Genomic DNA, 20,075 nt, shown 5'->3' on the forward strand with positions numbered 1-20,075 from the left:
TCTTACAGGATGTGACGGCGACGTCGTGAGAGCATCCGCACTGGGAGGCGGTTAGGGTAGCGCGCATGAGTGAAGCACCCGCGGCCCGTCCGCCCTTGCTCCTGCCCCCCATCCCCGCGGTGCTCCTCGCCGTCGTGAGCGTGCAGGGCGGCGCGGCCTTCGCGAAGGAATTGTTCCCGGTGCTCGGCCCGGCGGGCACGGCGGGCTTGCGCATCGGGCTGTCCGCGCTCCTGCTGCTCGCGGTGTTCCGTCCGCCGCTCGCGCGGCTCACAGGCGCCCAGTGGGGCGCGGTCATCCCGTATGGGGTGGTGCTCGGCGCGATGAACCTGAGCTTCTACTGGGCCCTCCAACGCATCCCGCTGGGGCTCGGTGTCACACTGGAGTTCGTGGGGCCCCTCGCACTCGCGGTGTTCGGGTCGCGGCGCGCCTCGGACTTCCTGTGGGTGCTGCTCGCGGCGGTTGGCATCGCCCTCATCACCCCGTGGCGCGGTGGCGTCGGCGCGCTCGACCTGCTCGGCGTGCTGCTGGCGCTCGTCGCGGGTGGATTCTGGGCGGCCTACATCGTGCTCGGTGGGCGCGTGTCCAGGGTGTTCCAGGGAGCCCAGGGCGTCGCGACGGGAATGCTGTTCGCCGCCCTGACGGTGCTGCCCTTCTCGTTCGCGGAAGGACTCGCGGGGCGCCTCACGCCTCCGCTGTTCGCGGCGGGTCTGGCCGTCGCGCTCCTCTCCAGTGCGGTGCCGTTCACGCTGGAGATGATGGCGCTGCGCGTCCTCCCGAGCCGCACCTTTGGCATCCTGATGAGCCTGGAGCCCGCGGCCGCGGCCCTCTCGGGCCTGGTGTTCCTGCACGAGCAGCTCACCGTGACGCAGTGGCTCGCGCTGGTGTTCGTGAGCGCCGCATCCGCGGGCGCTGCCCTCACCGCACGCCGCGTGCCTCCACCAGTAGAGGCATGAGGAACCGAGATACGGCAATGACGACCACCCAGAATCCGACCGCCACCCAGGCCCTGCTCTCCCTGTGCGAGGACTTCAAGCGCTGGGCCGGGGAGCTCACCCCTGATGCCGTCCGCAAGCTGCTGGCCGAGGGAGCGGACGTGAACGGGCGCAACGCGCAGGGTGCGACGCCGCTGCACCTCGCGGTCCGGGCGCCCTACACGAAGGCCTACCCACGTCCCAACCTCGACGTGGTGCGCGTGCTGCTCGAAGCGGGCGCGGACCCGAATGCGCGGACCCAGCACGGCGAGACGGCGCTGCTCTCCGCCTTCCCGTCCGGTGACGATGCCGACTACACGCCACGAGCCCTGGAGCTCATCGCGCTCCTGCGCGCCGCGGGGGCGACGGTGCCCTCCGACGTGAAGGATGACAGGTCGGCGGCGTTCCGCTTCAACGCCGATGCGACGCTCTACAAGGAGCTGCTCGACGCGGGCGCACCGGTGGACGCGCGCGGTAACGAAGGCGCCACCCCGCTCCACAGGGCCGCCGCATATGGTTACGCGCCCATCACCGAGCTGCTGCTCGCCCGGGGCGCCGAGGTCAATGCGCTCGACGGGCTGGGCCGCACGCCGCTCGGCGTCGCGCTGCGCGAGCGCGTGAAGGTCTGGGTCAAGGCGAACAACCGCACCGCCGGCTTCAACGCCACCATTGCCCTGCTGGAGCGCGCCGGAGCGAAGCCGCACGTCCCCTACTCGCGCAGCGAGGACCCCTTCGCGCCCCTCCCCGTCGACTGCGCCGCGCTGCGCGCCGCCGTCCCGCGGGGCCATTTCCGGTTCGAGCACGAGGTGGACTCCGCGCAGGAGTTCATCACGAGGCTCTACAGCCAGGGTGACCCCTCGAGGTCGCTGGCCCTCCTCACCGCGCTGCGGGACGTGCTCGGCGTGCCGCCTCTGCACCTGCGCCTGACGGGCCCGCTGAAGCTGGACAAGCCCTTCTTCCACCACGGCGACCTGGAGGTGGACGGCCACCTCGACATCAACCGGCCCTTCGCCGTCACGGGCAACCTCATCGTCCACGGCGTGCTGCAGGACAACAGCAACGACTCGAACGTCAACGTCCTGGGGGACGTGCGCTGCCACGCGCTCTACACGGATGGGGAAATCAACATCCGCGGCGACATCCACGCGCGCGACGTCGTCTACGCCTACTACAACGACCACACGCTGTCCGCCGCGACCATCCACGCTCGCGTCGTCATCGAGGACGACCACGGCGTCATGGCGAAGGTGCAGGCCGAGCACCACTTCGACATGAACACGTACAGCCAGGGCTACGGCGAAGGCGTGGGCGACCGGCTGAAGGCGCTGTTCGTCGACGAGGTGTTCGAGCCCCAGGAGGTGTACGAGCCCGACGAGGAAGAGGAGGAGGAAGAGAGAGAGCCGGCCCGCATCGACGAGTCGAAGCTCTTCGACCGCCTCCACCAGGGCCAGCCCGTCTTCCGCGAGCAGCCCTGAGCCTCACGGCTCATGCCGGGGGAGCGACTTCCTCCTCGAAGCGCGTCACGCCCTCCAGAAGCGACGCGCAGAGGCACGCCGGGCCGTCCAGCGCGGTGGCCTATGCGCTTCTAGAGTGCGTCAACGGGCACGGGGTGTGTCTCTGCTTCGCTCCGCACGGTCAGGCCATCTCCAGCGCCCGTGTCTCGTGCCGTGCCTCGGCGGTGCCGTCCACCAGCACCCCATCGGCAATCCGCACCACCCGGCGGGCGCGGCGCATCACCCGTGGGTCATGCGTGGAGAAGAGGAAGGTGACGCGGCGGGTGCGGTTGAGCTCCTCCATCAGGTCCAGAATCTGCTCGCTGGTGGCGGAGTCCAGGTTCGCGGTGGGTTCGTCGGCGAGCACCAGCTGCGGCTGGGTGACGAGTGCCCGTGCGATGGCCACGCGCTGCCGCTGGCCGCCGGACAGCTCGTCCGGGCGGTGGTGCAGGAACTGCGACAACCCCACGTCCGCGGCCACGCGCTCGGCGCGCTCGCGCAGCGTCCGCCTCGGCTCGTCACCGATGAGGCAGGGGAACTCGATGTTCTCCAGCACGTTCAGCACGGGGATGAGGTTGAAGGCCTGGAAGATGAAGCCGATCTTCCGGTTGCGCAGCTCGGCCAGGTCGTTGAAGTCGCGGTCCCCCACCTCCTCGCCCTCCAGCCGGTAGGTGCAGCCCGTTCATCATGGCGCGGGTGAGCACGGCCGCCCCGACGCCCACCATGAGGGCCGCGAGGGTGATGAGGATACGGCGGCGGTTACGGGCAACGTTGCGAAGGGCAATGCGGAAGAGGGGCCACATCGAGTGCTCCAAGGCTGGCCAGCGCACCATCGCCGGCGACCTGGGCGACCCCATGAGCACCTCCCATGCCAATCCCCCTCTCCCTCCGGAAAAGAGACGGGGTGAGGGGGCTGGCTGTCCGGACCTTCGTCACTCCCAGGGGGACGGGGTGCCGGGTTTCCGAACAGCGCTCCCGTAATGAACCAAGGCAGGTAGGTGACATGACCTACCTGCCCAGCAGCAGGCAGGGCATGTTACCCGCCCTCTCTGGTCCATTTTTGAAACGAGTTTTATGAGGTGTGTCCACAAAATCGGGGCAGGCTCAGACCCGTTGTGCGCAGTCCAGGTTTCTTATACTGCCCTGCCAACATGTCCCGACTCCTCGCAGCACTGATCATCCTGATGGCGAGCGCCACCAGCGCCGCCGCCGATTTTGCGTTTTCGAACGTGCAGGGCCCGCACGGCGTCGGCCTGACCGTCAGCCAGATGTACGACTACTCGCGCGTGTACAAGCTGCGCGTGGACCAGATCACGGGTGCGGCCATCCAGGGTGAGCGTGCGCGTCCGATGCAGGTGCTGCGCTGGTACCCCACGCGGCGCCAGGGCAAACCCGTGACCTACCGCCAGTACATGGAGACGATCGCGACCGAGGAGAACTTCACGGCCGACGCGCAGGCGGTGCGCAACGCAACCGACACCTGGCTCGCGAGCCAGGGCGCCGCCCCGTCGCATGGCGCACTCGCGAAGCCGATGTGGGCGGTGCGCGATGCCCCGGCACTGCCAGGCAAATATCCGGTCGTGATCTACGCGCCGAGCTTCAGCGCCAGCGCCGCCGAGAACGTGGACCTGTGCGAATATCTCGCGAGCCAGGGCTACGTCGTGCTGTCCAGCGCCTCGCTGGGAGCGCGCACGCGCTCGATGACGATCGACCTGGAGGGCCTGGAAGCGCAGGCGGCCGATATCGCATTCCTGATCGCGACCGCCCAGGCCATGCCGCAGGCGGACATGAACCGCATTGCCGTCGTCGGCTTCAGCTGGGGCGGACTTGCGAACGTACTGGCGGCAGCCAGGGACGACCGCATCGGCGCACTGGTCAGCCTGGACGGCTCGCTGCGCGGCTTCCCCGAATTCGTCAACGGCGGCAAGGACGCCGCGAAATACGTAACGCCAGCGCGTCTGGCGGTGCCGCTGCTGTACGTCGCGCGGCGCCCCGACACGCTCGAAAGCCTCAACCAGCGCCAGATCGACACCAGCTTCAGCCTGATGAACCAGATGAAGTATTCGGATGTGTACATCGTGACGATGCATCCGATGACACACCCGGACTTCTCCTCGATTCACCTGCGCTTCGCGCCGGAGCGAGCGTTCGAGGAGTATTCGCGCGATGAGGCGGCGCTCGCGCACAGCTGGACGGCGCGCTACGTCCACCAGTTCCTCGATGCCTACCTGAAGAACGATACGGCCGCGCGCACCTTCATGAACAATTCCGCCGCCGCGAACAAGGTACCGCGCCACATGCTGACGCTCGACGTGCGCCGCGGCGACGACACGCCACCCACACTGGAAACGTTCGTGCGCACGCTGGGCAAGGAAGGCTTCGCGCGGGCCATCCCCACCTACGACGCGCTGCATGCGAAGTCCGAAGCCTTCCGGCTCCAGGACTCGCAGATCAACACATGGGGCTACCAGTTGCTGCGCGGCGGCCGAGGCAAGGATGCAGTGGAGATCTTCAAGCTCGGCATCCACGTCTATCCGGACAACGCGAACCTGTTCGACAGCCTGGCCGAAGCGCAGGAAAAGACGGGGGACCGTGACCAGGCGACCCGCAACTACCGGCGCTCACTGGAACTGAACCCGAAAAACGGCAACGCGGTCGAACGCCTGAAAGCGCTGGGGAATACCGCGGGCGCCCAGCCCTGAGAGTGGCACCAGGTATGGGCATGACGGGCGGGGTAGCCCCTGGACCGGATTGGCTGTCGTCGCTCGACGGTGGTGGTCAGCCCGGCAACTTTGCCGCACCGCGCGTGTAGGTGGCGGAGCGCAGGAATGCGATCATGTCGAAGTCCGCGACGCTTTCCGGGGTCAGTGGCTCATAGGGGACCAAGGGATGCTTGCTGCGGGTCCGTATCGGAGGCACCGCGCCCTTATAGAGTCCTTTGCCGCGATGGGCCGGAATGAAGCAATCCGACTGCCGCGCCATCAACCGCGCCTCGATGCTGCCGGCCTCGGGCGCGCCGATGAGGTTGGCCTCGGACGTCCCCAGGGCTCCCCCGATCACGGCGAAACGCGCGCCGAACAGCTGGTCGAGATGCGCACCCGTCGGCCAGAATTCATACCAGGGCAGCTTCGTCTTGGTCCGCCGAAGATGGGCGCTGTGCAGGTAGACCAACACCTTTCCACGCGTCTTTTCGCGCTCGGAGATGTGGACGAGATACTCAGCGGCCATCGCGTCGCGCATGCCGACAAGGTTGTCGAGCGACTCTCGCCGCGCCAGCGCCGCGTGAATGGCGAGAAGATGCTGGGCGACGGTGACGTGCTGCAGCGCCTCTCCAAAGGATTCGCGATCGCTTTTGGCCACGAGCTCCGGGCGGCGCACGCTGAGTTCGGAGGCGAGCTCTTCCGTCGCCACCCGAAGCGCCGAAGCCCTGGGCGAAAGGCCGAACTTCCCCGCATCGTTGGCGCCGGCCGGCGCGTCTCTGCCCACAACCTGCTGCGCGGTGTCGCCGCCCAAAATCCGCGTCAGGATCTCCTTGTGGACGACGGCGGCCGAGTCTTCCCAGTCCGCGTCCGCGCCCAGCAGCGGCTCCATGATGGTCTTGTGCTTGGCGGCGGCCACCGGGTCGACCGATCTCAGATAGGCGAGCGCGAATTCGAGCGCCTGCCGCGGACTTTCCGTCGCCTCGCCTTCCGACGGAACGGTCCCATAGAGGCTGAGCTTCACCGCATTCGCCGGATCTGAATTGTAGCGCTTCATCCACTCCACGAGTTCGCGATTGGCGGCATATTTCCCGGAGCCGTAGCTGAAACCCTTGTCTTCGATGGCCTCGTAAGTCGCCGCTCCGCGGCCTGCGACATAGCCGTCGACGAGCCGCGCGCGCATGTAGTTGGTCTCGAGCGTGATGGCGCTGAAGCCATGGGCTTCGACGAGCCGCTGGAACAGGCGATTGCGGAGGATCAGGAATTCTTCGCCACCGTGCAGAGCCTCGCCAAAACCGAGAAGCGAAACCTGATCGCCGAGGCGGGACATCATCCTGTCGACGGCGGCGTCGAAACTTTTGTCCAACGAAAACGGGAGCGCCTCGCGGGCGATCCATTCGTCTAGCGACGCGAACCTGACCGTTCCAGCGGACGACCCGGACCGGGCGAAAGCGGCGCCAGGGGCCAGGGCTGCGACGCCGAAGGCGGTCGTGGCCGCCAGGAATGATCGACGACCGAAATCTTGAATTTGTTCTTCCGGATTCTGCGTGCTCATGAGGGTGCTCCAAGGCTGGCCAGCGCACCATCGCCGGCGACCTGGGCGACCCCATGAGCACCTCCCATGCCAATGCCCCTCTCCCTCCTGAAAGGAGGCGGGGTGAGGGGGCTGGCTGTCCGGACCTCCGTCACTCCCAGGGGGCGGGGTGCCGGGTTTCCGGACAGTGCCCCCCCGTGGGGGCTGGCGGGCCCGTCTGGGCGAGGGAGCACGAAGGGCGTGCATCCGGCTTGCAGCTCGGACGTAGGATGAAGGAGTCCGCCCCCCGAGGAGACGTCGTGAACCCCTCCCCCGCCTCCCCGCCATCGAGCGGCCTCGATCAGGTGCTGCGCGAGGCCCTCGCCCGCAGCTTCATGCGCTTGACGCGTATCAAAATCTACCTGACGCCGCTGTCGGTCTTCCTCCTCCTCTATTTCCTCGTGCGAGAGCCAGCGGTCTGGCGCAAGTGGCTGCTCGGGGGGCTGCTGGGACTCTGGTTGGTGGCCGACGGCATCGAGGCTCTTCGCCAGTACCTGCGCCCCACGCCGCGCCAGAAATTCCCGTTTACCTACGTCATCGGCTTCGGCGTCCCGGTGAATGGGGGCCTGATCCTGGTGATGGGCGGGCTCGAGGGGCCGTTCACGCCGGGGCTGCTCGTCGTGAGCTTCTTCGTCTCCCTCTTCACCACCACTCGAGGTGCGTGGGTTCTCGCGCTCTTGCATGTGGCGACGCTGTGGGGGCTGGCCGCGGTCTCCATCACCGGGGTGGTGCCGGACCTGCTGCCGCAGCTCTACGGGGGCGGTGCACGGGCCGGGCACAATAACGCCCTGCTGCTGTCCCACGTGACGGTGCTGAGCGTGCTGGTGGCGTATTCCGCCGGCGTTGGCTCCATCCTGCGGGGCATCTTCCAGGGCATGGTGAAGGACGCGCTGGCCGCGCGCGACGAGACGCTGCGCATCCACACCGAGGCCATCGACACGCTCACCCGGCTCAGCGGGGAGATTGCCCACGAGCTGAAGAACCCGCTGGCCAGCGTGAAGGGCCTGGCCGCCATGGTGGCGCGGGACGTGGAGGGCAAGCCGGCCGAGCGCCTGGCGGTGCTACGGCGCGAGGTGGACCGGATGCAGGAGATTCTGGAGGGCTTCCTCAACTTCTCCCGGCCCCTGCTCCCGCTCAACGAGCAGCGCACCTCGCTGGATGGGTTGTGCCGGCAAGTGGTGGAGCTGCACGAGGGCATGGCGGGCGAGCGGGGCGTGAGCCTGCGCCTGTTCGCCGAGCGGCCGGTGGTCATCGGGTGTGACCCGCGCAAGGTGAAGCAGGTGCTCATCAACCTGGTGCAGAACGCACTGGAGGCCGCGCCACGCGGGAGCACGGTGGAGCTGGTGATACTGCCCACGCCCGAGGGCGGCGGACGGGTGGAGGTGCGTGACCGGGGGCCGGGGATCGCTTCCAAGGTGCGCGAGCGCGTCTTCGAGCCGGGCGTCACCACGAAACCCCAGGGCAACGGACTGGGCCTGGCCCTGGCGCGGGTGGTGGCGCGGCAGCACGGCGGCGAGCTGGAGCTCCACCCGCGAGAGGGTGGCGGCTGCGTGGCCGAGCTGGTGCTGCCCGCGGGGTCGCCGCCTCAGCAGACGAGAACGGAGGTCGTGGCATGAATGCGCGAGTGTTGGTGGCGGACGACGACGCGGGCGTGCGCTACACGCTGCGCGGGCTGCTCGAGGATGACGGGTTCCAGGTGGAGGAGGTGGGGGACGGAGAGGCCGCGCTGCAACGGCTGGCCGCCGAGCCCCCGGTGGACCTGGTCATCAGCGACCTGCGGATGCCGAAGGTGGACGGAATGGAGCTGCTGCGTCGGGGGCGCGCGCTCTCGCCCGTCCCGCGCGTCATCCTCATCACCGCGCACGGCAGCGAGCGGCACGCGGTGGAGGCCATGAAGCTCGGCGCGCTGGACTACTTCCGCAAGCCCTTCGAGGTGGATGACGTGCTGGCGGTGGTGCGCCGGGCGCTGGGCACCCTTCGGCTGGAGGCGGAGAACGAGCGGCTGGCGGGTGAGGTGAACCTGCTGCGCTCGCTCGTCTTCGTCTCGCCGGCGATGAGCCGGCTGGCGCTGCTGGTGAAGCGGGTGGGGCCGCGCGACGTGACGGTACTCATCACCGGCGAGAGCGGCACGGGCAAGGAGCGCATCGCCGAGGCGCTGGTTCGCGCCTCCACCCGGGCGGACCGGCCCTTCGTGCGCTTCAACTGCGCGGCCCTCACTCCCGAGCTCGCCGACGCAGAGCTGTTCGGCCACACCCGGGGGGCCTTCACCGGAGCGGTGCGCGCGCGGCAGGGCCTGTTCCGCGAGGCGGACGGCGGCACGCTGCTGCTCGACGAAGTGGGCGAGTTGGACCCGGCCACCCAGGCCAGACTGCTGCGCGTGCTGCAGGAGGGCGAGGTGCGGCCGGTGGGGGAGGACCGGTCCTGGCCGGTGGACGTGCGCATCCTGGCGGCCACCCACCGGGACCTCGTGCAGCGGGTGAAGGAGGGGCGCTTCCGGGAGGATCTCTTCTACCGGCTGAAGGTGGTGAACCTGCACGTGCCGCCGCTGCGGGAGCGGCCGGAGGACCTCGCCGCGCTGGCGAAGCACTTCCTCACGCGTTTCGCCGAGCGCTTCCACGTGCCGGCGGTGCAGATGACGCCGGAGCTGATGGCGCGGCTGACGGCGTGGAAGTGGCCGGGCAACGTGCGCGAGCTGGAGAATGCGCTGGAGAGCGCGGTGGCCATGAGCCCGGATGGGATGCTGGACCTGTCGCTGCTGCCGGGAGGACCGGGACAGGAGCACAGCGAGGGAGCGCAGCGAGCGGGCCTCAAGGAGAAGGTGGAGGCGTACGAGCGGGCCCTCATCGTCGCCGCGCTGGAGGAGGCCCACGGCAACCGCAGCGAGGCGGCGCGGCTGCTGGACATCGGCCGCGCCACCCTGCACGACAAGCTGAGGAAGTACGGCCTGGCGCGCGAGGAGGAGGCGGAGTAGGACGGCGCCGGTGGGGGCGGCCCGGATCCTCAGCGGCACCAGCGAGTGAAAGTGCGGAGTCACCTGGATGAACGACAGGGCCCCTACCTGCACATCGCGGAGGCCCTGCCGAGAAGAGTGGCGTGGCCGACCGCTGCACCGAGGGTGGGCCGGCCCCGCGAGCCCAATGCACCTCCCTGCGCTCAGTCGTTCCGGTTTTGCGCGGTGATGTCTCCCGGAAGCGGGGTATCGCGGTTCACGACCAACCTCAACCGCGACATGGCATCCCCCATCCAGTTGGGGTCGCTGGAATACTGCGTCAGGGCATTGGCGACGTCACTCGGGTTCTGGGACCTGGCCAGGGCATCGATGAACGCATCGCCCCGGGTCCGGACCTCAAAACCGTTGGATGAGATCTTGTCCATCTTCGCCACGTAGTCGCGGGCGCGCTGGGACAGCTGCGTCATCTGATCCGGGGTGAACGACAGATGGATGTCGTTCTCCTTGTCGAACTTGTGCTGATCGACCAGGTAGGCCTGGGCGTACATCTCCTCGACGTCGCCCTCCATGCCCTTCATGAACAGGGTGAACTTCTGCTTCGAGTAGTCCTCCTTGCCATTGGCGTCGATGTGGCGCTCGTAGTTGAGCTCGTGTCCATTGGAGCGCTCGAGCTCCAGCGAAGCGTCCTTCGAGCCGTCCGGGTGGGTCGTCTCGACGATGGAGGAGTTGCTCTCGGGAACGATGTCCACGGACCCCTTCAGGGGCCCCAGCGCCGCCTCCAGCGTGGACTTCGAGCTGAGGTCCAGCTTCTCAACCTTCGCCGCGCCGGAGATGCCCTTTCCATCCTTGAAGGGAAGCTCACCCGAGGTGGCGTACTTGTCGAAGGCGGCGCGTCCCTCCTTGCTGGAGAGGTCGAACTCCGCGGTGCGGAGCTTGTAGTGGGTCATCGACGTCGTTCCCGTGAGGGAGACCGTGGCCGGCCCCGCGCCGACGCTGACCGAGAGCCCGCTCTCGAGCAACTCCGTGGGACCTCCTGTCACCTTGACCTTGTCGCCGTCGCGCTCGGTCTGGATGGACAGGCCCTTGCCCTTCTTGTGCTCCTCCCCCAGGCCCAGTTCCACCTTGAGCGCCTCGACGCTGGCCTCGCCGGACCACCCCTTGAGCTGGGAGGCCTCCATCGTCACCGAGGCCTTGTCCGGCACCGTCTCCGGCTTGAGCGGGTGCGGAGGCGGAATCTCGCCCCGCTTGAGCCGCTCGAAGTCCTCGTCCTTCATCTTCACTTCGTACGTCTGGGATTTCCCCGTCGAAACCCCACCCCCGACGCTCACCTTCTTCATGTCCAGCGAGCCGGAGGCGGAGGCCTCCAGCTCGGCGGTGAGCGTCACCGTGGTGTAGCCGTCCTTCTTCTCCACCTCCTTCTCGAGCGTACTGCTGAGCTCGACCGAGACCGGTCCAGCCTGACCCGGGACGTTCACCTCGTACGGCGTGGCGGTGGCGGCGTTGGGCGCGTCCGATGGCACGGCCGGGTCCGCGACCATCATCCGCTGGAGCTCGGGGGACACCTTCGCGTCAGCCAGCGCCTTGGCGCGCTCGGGAGAGCCCGCCTCGGTGGAGAACACCTTCGCGGCCGTCGTCCCGGGAATCGAGCCCGCCTCTCTGTAGTGAGGCTGCGCCTTGAGGTACGACTTCATGTCGTCGTAGCTCTTGCCGCTGTTCGGGTCGAGCACGCGCTCGCCCTGGCGCACCACCACGTGGCCCGCCTGGCCCTCGGCGCCGCCGCGCGAGTCCTTGAGGAACACCAGCTCCGAGCGGCTCTGCAGCTCGGACGAGCTTTTGTTCACCCAGTCCGCCGCCTTGTCGAGGCAGTTGACCTTGCCGTCCTTGCTGTTCTCGGTGAACAGCGACGAGGCGGGCGCGCCGCCCTGGCCGTCCAGGCGCAGCGTGTTCTTCGAGCCCGCCGGCTCGAAGGACGACTGCTGCGCCTCCGCCGCACGTCGCGCGGCCTCCGCGGCCTGCTGCGCCTCCGCCGCACGCCGCGCCGCCGCCTCCGCCGCACGCCGCGCCGCCGCTTCCGCCGCACGCCGCGCTGCCTCTGCTGCTCTACTGTCACCCACGCGTCCGACGCCCATGGTGCCTTCTCCTCACACTCGAAGTGATATTGCTACGGACCTGACTCGATTTTGTATTGTCGACAATCGGGATTTTGAGTTGCCTGATTCCTCTCAATCCCAAACAGCCCACCCGCTCCAAGACAATACAAACCCATACACTCGCGCCCGGGGTCTTCCGGGGGGCGTGAGCGCTCGGTGCATGGGGCCGTGGGGGCCTCGACTGCAGGACACACCCCGGGCCCGGGTGGCGCATTTCGGCCGGAATAATTCCCGGGCCGCGCGCCAACCCCACGGAATCAGGGCACTTCCTGCATCCGGCGTCGTACGAAGTGTCGTACGAAGTGTCTGCCCCCCCCGCGGCTGGCCGCGCCATGAAGCCGTGGACCGCGCAGGAGGGCTCAGCAACGGGGAAGGATGTCTCGCGCCATGTCGATGAACGCGCGCAGCGGGCGGGAGGCTCGCTCCCCGCTGGGGAAGTACAGAAAGGGATGCGAAGGAGGCGGCGTGGGCCGCCTCCACGTTCGACTCAGGGCGTCGGAAGCGACTCGGCATGAGTGAGCAGCCCCTGAAGCGGGGTGTCCTGACCGATGGCGATGAACGGAGCCCAGTAGTAGGGATGTGGATTCTTCTGGCGCAGCGTCCTCATCGCTGAGCGCAGTGCCGTGGCGCGCCCCTGTCCGGCCATCAGGTTGTGGTAGTAGCTCTCCATGAGCTGGTGCGTCGTCTCGTCATCGACCTTCCACAAGCTCGTCACCAGCGTCTGTGCTCCAGCCACAACGAGCGCTCGGCGCAGGCCGTAGACACCCTGGCCGAGCTTGACGTCACCACGAGCAGGCCGCGTGGTTGGTTCCAGGTGCTCCAAAATGGCGCGCACCCCGTCGGGTGCCGTCAGGTGTTACCGCGCAGCTTAGATGGGGGAGATCGGCCCGGAAACGGACCGACTGGATGATGGGAGGAGCCGTAGGGGCCCAGCCCTCACCCTCAACATGGCTTCTCTCCCGCCTATACGCCGCGCCGCGACGTTGTTATCATTGCACACTTGGCCTGGATGCCGTATCGCGCCGGCGGCCGGCCCCCAATCCACCACCACCGATACCGGAGCTACGATGAGCAAGCTTTCAGCCTACCCCATCACCAGAAAATGGCCGGCCAGCCATCCCGACCGGATCCAGCTTTATTCGTTGCCGACACCGAACGGTGTGAAGGCATCCATCATGCTCGAAGAGACCGGACTGCCGTACGAACCGCACCTGGTCAGTTTCGAGACCAATGACCAGATGTCGCCGGAGTTCCTGTCCCTGAACCCGAACAATAAGATCCCCGCCATCATCGACCCCGACGGTCCCGGAGGCAGGCCGCTGGCGCTGTTCGAGTCCGGCGCCATCCTGATCTACCTGGCGGAGAAGAGCGGCAAATTCATGCCGGACGATCCTGCGGCCCGCTACGAAACCATACAGTGGCTGATGTTCCAGATGGGCGGCATCGGGCCGATGTTCGGCCAGCTCGGCTTCTTCCATAAATTCGCCGGCAAGGAATATGAAGACAAGCGTCCGCGCGACCGCTATGCGGCGGAATCGCGCCGCCTGCTCGGCGTGCTGAACCAGCGGCTGGAAGGACGGCAGTGGGTGATGGGCGACGACTATACGATCGCGGATATCGCGATTCTGCCCTGGGTACGCAACCTGATCGGCTTCTATGGCGCCGGCGATCTGGTCGGCATCCAGGACTTCCCCAACGTCACGCGCGCGGTCGACGCCTTGGTGGCGCGGCCGGCGGTGGCGCGAGGGCTGGAGATTCCGCGGCGGAACCCGCAACCGGCTTAGCAGCCGCGCCGGCCTGCCCGCTTCCGGTACGGGCGAGGGACACCGGAACGGCGCCCCCGCGCCGCCGCTTGCGCCTACAGGTTGGCCAATAACGCCTGATGGAGAGACGGTGGAGGAGCCGAGGAAGCAGAGGAGGGCGCGGGTGGGTTGGGCCGGGCTGCTGCGCAGGAGCTTCGCGCTAGAGGTCTCAATGGGGAAAATGCGCCATCTGACAGCGGCGTGTGTCTTCAGTGACGATGCTTCCCCCATTGGAGAGGTCACCCATGTCATCCAGATGCTCCTCACTCGCTCGTTTCTGGTGGATCGCCGCGTTCCTGACGGGCACCCTGGGCTGCGTAGACGACGCGCTCCCGCAGCCGCTCGAGCCGCAGCGAGCGGAGCTCGCGGCGAGCAACCTCGTGAGCAATCCCTCCTTCGAGACCGGCACCGCGGGCTGGGCAAGCTGGCAGGGGACGCTCCTCCGTGAGACCTCGACGGTGGCGCCTGCCGGGAGCTACGTCGCGCGCGTCACGAGGAGCACCGGCACCCTCTATTCGCTGGATGACTCGCCGGACACGGTGCCGGGCGCCGTCGCGGGAACGATGTATGAGGCCTCCGCCTCGGTTGCGGCCGGCAGCAGCAGCGCCGTCGGCAAGCCCTTGGTGATTGTGCTCCGCGAGCGGAACACCTCGGGCGCTATCGTGAAAGTCTGGGAGTCCGAGCCCGTGTCCCTGAAGACGGCGTTCCAGACGCTCTCGGTCCAGGCCACGGTGCAGCAGACCGGCGACACGCTTGATGTGTACCTCATCCAGGACAATGCCGCCGCGGGTGACGCCTTCCTCGCCGACGCGGTGAGCCTGCAGAAGGTCTCGACCGAGCCTGTGCTCCTGTGGAGTGACGAGTTCGACGGGCTCGCCGGGAGCCTCCCGAATCCCGCGGTGTGGAATCTCGAGACCGGCGGCATGTGGGACAATGGCCGGACGCTCCAGCAGTACACCGCGCGCCCGGAGAACTGCCAGCTCGATGGCAACGGGCACCTGCGAATCATTGCCCGGCGCGAGCGCTACACGGGCGAGGACGGCGTGACCCGGGACTACACCTCCGCGCGCATCCAGACCCAGGGCCTGATGGAGCGCCAGTACGGCTACGTCGAGGTGAGGCTCAAGGCCCCCACCGGGAAGGGAACGTGGCCCGCGGCGTGGATGATGGGGAGCACGGGAGAGTGGCCGGCGAACGGCGAGTTCGACCTGTTCGAGGGCGAGGGGGATGCCCCGACGCAGGCACATGGCACCCTGCACGCACCTGGACTCTCGTACGGGTGGGACTCGAACGGGGGTCTGGTCGACATGGCGCCCGCGAATGTTGGCGATGCCTGGCACACGTTCGGGATGTTCTGGGACTCGACGCGCGTGGAGTGGTACGTCGACCGTGTCAAGCGCATGACGTACACGCGGGGCTCCGGCGGGACCTGGGTCTTTGATCAGCCGAACTACGTGCTGCTCAACCTCGCGCTCGGCGACATCGGGGGGGAGCCCTCGGGCACCACGTTCCCGCAGGTGCTCGAGGTGGACTACGTGCGCTGGTACGCGGGTCCGCCCACCAGTCCCTGAGGAGCATAGGACGGATTGAAGGCCTGTTGAGGGAGGAGGACAGGTGCTGAGCCTGCCCGCGCTGGCTTGAAGTCCTCATGCCGTCACATCCGCGCCCACCCCGTTCCATCTCAGTGAGTGAGGGGGGAGGAGGGCTGAGCCGGCGAGACTGGGAGGAGCTCGCCGGCCCCGGCCTCCGTTTTTTCACCAATCCTGGCCTAGCGACATCCGGTACCCCGATGTGCCGTCGGCTGCTCGGCTGCCACGGTCCTTCCGTCCCATGCTCATCCTCTTCACGCATCAGGGGGGCCTCATGTCCATCGTCCTAAGGCGATCGCCGCGCTCACGGTCGCCGTACTCGTGATCCTCGCAACCTCTGCGGCCGACGCAGCCGACATCACCAACTGGTTCCTGTCGAAGTTCCCCGGCGCCGACACGTCGCTGGTCCTCGATGCCAACTACGACGTCAGCGACACCGTGCTGACGAGCAACAACGTGTGGATCGACGACGACAACGACGGCGTGGGCGACGACAACTACTACTCGGCCCGGATCGGTCTCACCAACGCCGAATGGGCGCCGGGAGGATACTTCGAAGCGATCGACGCCTTCACCGACACGACCTGCCGCGACGTTTACGAGCCACTCGACCGCATGGACCGATGCAGCCAGTTCTCGACGATGCTGCGCTTCAACATCGGCGGCGTGCCGGTGATCGAGACCCCGACGTTCGTGCGCTTCGACCTCAGCGATCCCGTGGTCAGCGACCAGTACACTGCCCACCCCAATACCGAGGGCTTCTCGTTGCTCATGGGGGGTCAGTTCGGCACGCCGACGACGCTCGCGGACTTCAGGGTCCTGATGAGGGCCACGCTGCTCGAGAGCTACGTCGATCACGACTCGGTGAGCGGAGTGATTGCCCCCCGTTGCGGCCAGCACGTCGGTCTCGAGCAATGGCGCCCGTTCGGGCTCAGCCACACGCCCGACAGCGACGAGACCCTGGCCGGCATGCCGCCGGTGTTCGGGACCGACACCACCGTGCACGACGCGCTCTGGGACTGGCTCAACGTCGGCGGCGGCGGTCGGCTCGACATCCGCCGTCTGGACCGGGACCTCGGCGCGGCGCTCTCGGGCTGCTGACCGGGACCCGATGGGCCCACCTTACGACGGTGGTGCCCGGATGCGCTCAGCTCACTTGAGCGGAGGCGTGGACACCGGCGCCTGCTCCGCCTCGAGCACCAGCGCCTGCCTCGCCCCTGAGGGTCTAGACGAAAGCCCCGGACCCCGACAGGAACCGGAGAGTCCGGCGGCGGGGCGGACCACCGCGCGCCCGCCTACTCGTAATAGAGTTCCTCTCCGGCCATCGGCTGCCCTGGGGGCGGGGCTTCGCCCAGGCGCGGCGTGCCTTCCTCCACCGGCAGGTCCAGCTTCTTCCACGCGGTCATCCCGCCGAGCAGGTTGGACACGCTCTGGAAGCCGTGGCGCAGCAGGAGGCTGGTGGCCAGACCCGACCGCAGGCCGCTGCCACACACCACCGCCACCGGGTCATCCGGGCTCAGCCCCAGCCCGGGCAGGCGCTCCTCCAACTCGCCCACGTAGGCGTGGCGCGCCCCGGGGATGTGGCCCGACTCGAACTCGGAGATGTCGCGCACGTCCAGCAGCTGGAAGCGCGCGGAGTGCTCGTGGAGCTCGTTGGGAATCAGGGTGGAGTTGCGTTCGATGGGCAGCCCCGTGGTGCGCCAGGCGCCGAAGCCACCGGCGAGGACGCCCTCCACCCGGTCGATGCCGACGCGGGCCAGCGAGAGCACCGCCTGCGCGAGGTCCGCTCCCTCGGGCAGCACGAGGAAGACCGGGGTGTCCCGGTCGGCCACCCAGCCGGCGAAGACGGGCAGCCCCTTCATCCAGATGTTCAGCGAGCCGGGGAGGTGGCCCCCGGCGAAGGCCTCGGGCTCGCGCGTGTCGATGACGAGCCCGTCCCGCGAGGCCTGCTGGAATTCCCGGGGGGACAGCGGGGGAGCGGTGCGCGGCTCGCGGTCGAGCGGGAAGCCGCCTTGCAGGTTGAGCTCCGCCATGCGCGAGAAGTAGGGCGGCCGGGGGAGGCGCTCGCGCAGCTTGTGCGCGATGAAGTCCTCGCGGCCGAGGACGAAGACGGGGTTGCGCTGGCGCTCGATGCCGAGCGTGGTCAACGCCCGGTCGTCGATATGGCCGCCGCACATCGAGCCCGCGCCATGCGCCGGGAAGACGAGCGTCTGGTCTCCCAGCGGGAGCACCTCGCGGTGCAGCGAGTCGTACAGCCACGCGGCGTTCTCGTAGGTGCGCTCGGGGTCGTGCAGGTCGGTGCGCCCGGTCTCTCCGGCAAGGAGCGCGTCGCCGGTGAAGATGCCCCAGGCGTGCTGGGGGTGGCTGTCGAGGAAGACGGCCCAGCTGAAGCTCTCGGGGGTATGGCCCGGGGTGTGGAGGGCGAGCAGGGAGAGGCTGCCGAGTTGGAGCCGCTCGCGCTCGCCCATCTGGAGGTCGGCGTAGCCGGTGATGGGATGCTTGCCCGCGACGATGCGGGCCCCGGTGAGGCGGGCGAGCGCGGTCGTCCCCAGGACGAAATCCTCCTGCCGGTGCGTCATGAGCACGTAACGCAGGCGCAGGCCCTGTGACTGGAGGACGTCGAGGTAGACGTCGAGATCGCGCCGCGGATCCACCACGAGCGCGGCGCCGTCGCTGCCGAGCACGTAGGAGACGTGCGCGAGACCGGGTGTCTGGATGGCCTGGAAGAACATGGACGTGGACCTCCCCATCTCAGGGTGGGGTCCACGGTCCTGGGAGGGGAGATGGCCCGGAGCGAGGCCCCCTCTGCCCGCAAGCCCATCGGGAGCGCGATGGGCCCACGGCGCTCTTGCCCGGATGTTCCCATCAGGGGAAGGGGGGTCCTCCTGACGAGGCCTCCCGTCACTGGCCATCACCTGCACTCGCGTACAAGGGCAAGGTGGCGTTCCGCTCAGGGGGGCACACGCGAGGACGCCGACGACTTCTTCACCGTCCGGCTCTCGGCCGCCGACAAGGTTTTCGGCGGCGGAGTCGCTCTTCCGGGGCGGGTCTTGCTCAAGCCGCTCGAGCCGCGAACACCCCGGCGCGCAGTCCAACCCGCTCCAGGTAGTCGTTCAAGGCCGCGAGCTCGTGCTGGGTGACCACCGCGCCGACGTAGCCGTCCGGCCGCACCAGCACCCAGTCACCCGGCTCCACCCCGTAAGCCCGCTGGAAATGGCCCTGGGCATCGACGATGTCACCGCGCGGTCCGACGGCATGGATGTGCAGATGGGGGCGCGGGGGGAGTGCCGAGTCGCGAGCCGTCTCGTAGCCGAGCAACGTCCAATGGGGACCCTGGAAGAGCTTGAAGAGCCGGGTGGGCAGTCCAGCGCTTCCGAGGACGGGCGCATCCGGTGCGCGCGCTCCCGCCCGGATGCCTTGCGTGCGTGAGGGGCTCGGCAGGGACAAGGACGAGCCCGGGTAGCCGAGATCCAACTGATGGACCTCGCGGCCCCGCCGCCTGTCGCCCGCCTGGGCTGCCTTCAGGAGCCTCGTCGAGAGGCCCAGCATCTCCGCGGCGATGGGCCGCCGCTCTTCCTCGTAGGTGTCCAACAGCGTGTCGGGCGCCCCCGCCAGCACGGCCGCCAGCTTCCAGCCGAGGTTGTACGCGTCCTGCACGCTCGTGTTGAGACCCTGGCCCCCTGTCGGCGGGTGGATGTGGGCCGCATCTCCCGCGAGGAAGACGCGGCCGACGCGGTAATGCTCGGCCAGCCGCGCGTTCATGTGGAACGCCGAGGCCCAGGACACCGACCGGATGACGATGTCCTGGCGGCCCGTCCGCCTCGCGAGCAGCGCCGTCAACCCCTGGGCCGACACGTCGATGTCGCCCTCCAATGCCACGGGACACTGGAGCTGGAACAGGGGAGTCCCTGGCAAGGGGCAGAGGGAGAGCTGCTCCGGCGTCCCTTCATTCCAGCGGTGCCAGGCATCCGCCGTTACCCCCTCCTGCACCACGTCGGCGACCAGCGCGCGAATACCGAGCGTCTTGCCCGCGAAGTCGATGTGGAGCGCGTGCCGCACGAAGCTGCGGCCCCCGTCGGTGCCGACCAGGTAGCGCACCCGCAGGGCCTCCTCTCCGGCCATCCCGGTCACGTGGGCCGTGACGCCCTCCGCGTCCTGCTCGAAGCCCTTCAGCTCACAGCCCCACTGGGGACGGTGCCCGAGCTCGGCGAGCCGCTCGCGCAGGACCGTCTCGGTCAGGAATTGCGGCACGAGCAGCGGGCGTTGATGGGGCTCGCTGGGCGTCGGGGCGGGCATGGCCACCCGCTCCTCGTCGTACCCGCCTTCACGGTAGACACGCTGCGGAGGATAGATTCCCCCCGCCGCGACGAGCCGGTCGAGAACGCCCAGATCCTCGAAGACCTCCTGGCTGCGGGGCTGGATGCCTTTGCCGCGGGAGCCCCGGAACGGCTCGGCCATCTTCTCGATGAGGCGGAAGGCCACGCCCCGCCGGGCCAGCTCGATGGCCAGGGTGAGACCCGCCGCTCCTGCTCCGCAAATCAGCACGTCCGTCGTCACTGGGGATGTCATGGGTTCCTCAATGGGTGTATGATGCACATAACTGGGAGGAAGGAATGACGTCAAGAAGAAATGTGCAAAGTGCACATATTGGCTCCAAGATGCGGGAGCTCCACATGGCGCTGCTGGACATCGTCAGCGCCATGAACCGGCCGCAGCGGGACGAGGCCATGGTCAAGGCCGCGGGGATCGCGCTCGACCGGGCCCTGTTCCCCCTGCTGGTGGGCATCGAGCGCTTGGGTCCCATCGGGGTCGTGGAGCTGGCGGACCGCGCCGGGCGCGACTACACGA

At 68.3% G+C, this 20,075-nt stretch carries 13 protein-coding genes and 2 pseudogenes; 9 read left to right on the plus strand and 6 right to left on the minus strand.

What is annotated here, in order from left to right; translation table 11 throughout:
- The first annotated feature begins 65 nt into the window (after positions 1–65).
- A complete protein-coding gene (locus tag NR810_RS50345; protein ID WP_257463311.1) occupies positions 66–953 on the plus strand; it encodes an EamA family transporter in 888 nt (295 codons plus the stop codon).
- 17 nt (positions 954–970) lie between these two features.
- Positions 971–2,446 carry an ankyrin repeat domain-containing protein gene (locus tag NR810_RS50350; protein ID WP_257463312.1) on the plus strand — a complete coding sequence of 492 codons (1,476 nt, stop codon included), beginning with the start codon at positions 971–973 and terminating at the stop codon, positions 2,444–2,446.
- Positions 2,447–2,606: 160 nt separating this feature from the next.
- On the opposite strand, the gene NR810_RS50355 is transcribed toward NR810_RS50350, so the two are convergent.
- The gene (locus tag NR810_RS50355) at positions 2,607–3,113 is read right to left on the minus strand and encodes an ABC transporter ATP-binding protein (RefSeq protein ID WP_257463313.1); all 507 of its coding nucleotides are present in this window, start codon (positions 3,111–3,113) and stop codon (positions 2,607–2,609) included.
- A 502-nt stretch (positions 3,114–3,615) separates the two neighbouring features.
- Here NR810_RS50355 and NR810_RS50360 point away from each other — a divergent pair.
- On the plus strand, positions 3,616–5,166 hold the full coding sequence (locus NR810_RS50360) for a dienelactone hydrolase family protein (RefSeq protein WP_257463314.1): 1,551 nt from the start codon (positions 3,616–3,618) through the stop codon (positions 5,164–5,166).
- 76 nt (positions 5,167–5,242) lie between these two features.
- On the opposite strand, the gene NR810_RS50365 is transcribed toward NR810_RS50360, so the two are convergent.
- Positions 5,243–6,718, minus strand: coding sequence for an erythromycin esterase family protein (locus NR810_RS50365; RefSeq protein WP_257463315.1), 1,476 nt, complete (start codon positions 6,716–6,718; stop codon positions 5,243–5,245).
- A gap of 278 nt (positions 6,719–6,996) precedes the next feature.
- On the opposite strand from NR810_RS50365, the gene NR810_RS52750 reads away from it, so the two are divergent.
- Both NR810_RS52750 and NR810_RS50375 read left to right on the plus strand, forming a co-directional pair.
- A complete protein-coding gene (locus NR810_RS52750; RefSeq protein ID WP_257463316.1) occupies positions 6,997–8,352 on the plus strand; it encodes a sensor histidine kinase in 1,356 nt (451 codons plus the stop codon).
- Complete coding sequence (locus tag NR810_RS50375) at positions 8,349–9,707, plus strand: sigma-54-dependent transcriptional regulator (protein WP_257463317.1); 1,359 nt, start codon at positions 8,349–8,351, stop codon at positions 9,705–9,707. The genes NR810_RS52750 and NR810_RS50375 overlap by 4 nt, the downstream gene beginning before the upstream one ends.
- Positions 9,708–9,889: 182 nt before the next feature.
- On the opposite strand, the gene NR810_RS50380 is transcribed toward NR810_RS50375, so the two are convergent.
- The gene (locus NR810_RS50380; protein WP_257463318.1) at positions 9,890–11,815 is read right to left on the minus strand and encodes a hypothetical protein; all 1,926 of its coding nucleotides are present in this window, start codon (positions 11,813–11,815) and stop codon (positions 9,890–9,892) included.
- A gap of 508 nt (positions 11,816–12,323) precedes the next feature.
- Positions 12,324–12,626: pseudogene (locus NR810_RS50385) on the minus strand (CHAT domain-containing protein); the annotation flags it as partial.
- 277 nt (positions 12,627–12,903) lie between these two features.
- On the opposite strand from NR810_RS50385, the gene NR810_RS50390 reads away from it, so the two are divergent.
- The 3 genes from NR810_RS50390 (at position 12,904) to NR810_RS50400 (ending at position 16,328) form a co-directional block, all read left to right on the plus strand.
- Positions 12,904–13,620, plus strand: a complete 717-nt coding sequence (locus NR810_RS50390; RefSeq protein WP_257463319.1) for a glutathione S-transferase N-terminal domain-containing protein — start codon at positions 12,904–12,906, stop codon at positions 13,618–13,620.
- A gap of 263 nt (positions 13,621–13,883) precedes the next feature.
- A complete protein-coding gene (locus tag NR810_RS50395; protein WP_257463320.1) occupies positions 13,884–15,209 on the plus strand; it encodes a glycoside hydrolase family 16 protein in 1,326 nt (441 codons plus the stop codon).
- Positions 15,210–15,548: 339 nt separating this feature from the next.
- Positions 15,549–16,328: a hypothetical protein gene (locus NR810_RS50400; RefSeq protein WP_257463321.1), complete on the plus strand. Its 780-nt coding sequence runs from the start codon at positions 15,549–15,551 to the stop codon at positions 16,326–16,328.
- Between the two features lie 194 nt (positions 16,329–16,522).
- Here NR810_RS50400 and NR810_RS50405 read toward each other — a convergent pair whose 3' ends face one another.
- Both NR810_RS50405 and NR810_RS50410 read right to left on the minus strand, forming a co-directional pair.
- Complete coding sequence (locus tag NR810_RS50405) at positions 16,523–17,959, minus strand: MBL fold metallo-hydrolase (protein ID WP_257463322.1); 1,437 nt, start codon at positions 17,957–17,959, stop codon at positions 16,523–16,525.
- A gap of 322 nt (positions 17,960–18,281) precedes the next feature.
- Complete coding sequence (locus tag NR810_RS50410) at positions 18,282–19,796, minus strand: FAD-dependent oxidoreductase (protein WP_257463323.1); 1,515 nt, start codon at positions 19,794–19,796, stop codon at positions 18,282–18,284.
- 62 nt (positions 19,797–19,858) lie between these two features.
- Here NR810_RS50410 and NR810_RS50415 point away from each other — a divergent pair.
- Positions 19,859–20,075: pseudogene (locus tag NR810_RS50415) on the plus strand (MarR family transcriptional regulator); the annotation flags it as partial.

Source organism: Archangium lipolyticum, from assembly GCF_024623785.1.
Taxonomy (GTDB): domain Bacteria; phylum Myxococcota; class Myxococcia; order Myxococcales; family Myxococcaceae; genus Archangium; species Archangium lipolyticum.

Excerpts from the sequence above, each read along its gene's own strand:
- NR810_RS50345 (WP_257463311.1), top strand. The coding sequence starts at position 66 with ATGAGTGAAGCACCCGCGGCCCGTCCGCCCTTGCTCCTGCCCCCCATC.
- NR810_RS50350 (WP_257463312.1), top strand. The coding sequence starts at position 971 with ATGACGACCACCCAGAATCCGACCGCCACCCAGGCCCTGCTCTCCCTG.
- NR810_RS50360 (WP_257463314.1), top strand. The coding sequence starts at position 3,616 with ATGTCCCGACTCCTCGCAGCACTGATCATCCTGATGGCGAGCGCCACC.
- NR810_RS50365 (WP_257463315.1), bottom strand. The coding sequence starts at position 6,718 with ATGAGCACGCAGAATCCGGAAGAACAAATTCAAGATTTCGGTCGTCGA.
- NR810_RS50375 (WP_257463317.1), top strand. The coding sequence starts at position 8,349 with ATGAATGCGCGAGTGTTGGTGGCGGACGACGACGCGGGCGTGCGCTAC.
- NR810_RS50380 (WP_257463318.1), bottom strand. The coding sequence starts at position 11,815 with ATGGGCGTCGGACGCGTGGGTGACAGTAGAGCAGCAGAGGCAGCGCGG.
- NR810_RS50390 (WP_257463319.1), top strand. The coding sequence starts at position 12,904 with ATGAGCAAGCTTTCAGCCTACCCCATCACCAGAAAATGGCCGGCCAGC.
- NR810_RS50395 (WP_257463320.1), top strand. The coding sequence starts at position 13,884 with ATGTCATCCAGATGCTCCTCACTCGCTCGTTTCTGGTGGATCGCCGCG.
- NR810_RS50405 (WP_257463322.1), bottom strand. The coding sequence starts at position 17,959 with ATGTTCTTCCAGGCCATCCAGACACCCGGTCTCGCGCACGTCTCCTAC.
- NR810_RS50410 (WP_257463323.1), bottom strand. The coding sequence starts at position 19,796 with ATGACATCCCCAGTGACGACGGACGTGCTGATTTGCGGAGCAGGAGCG.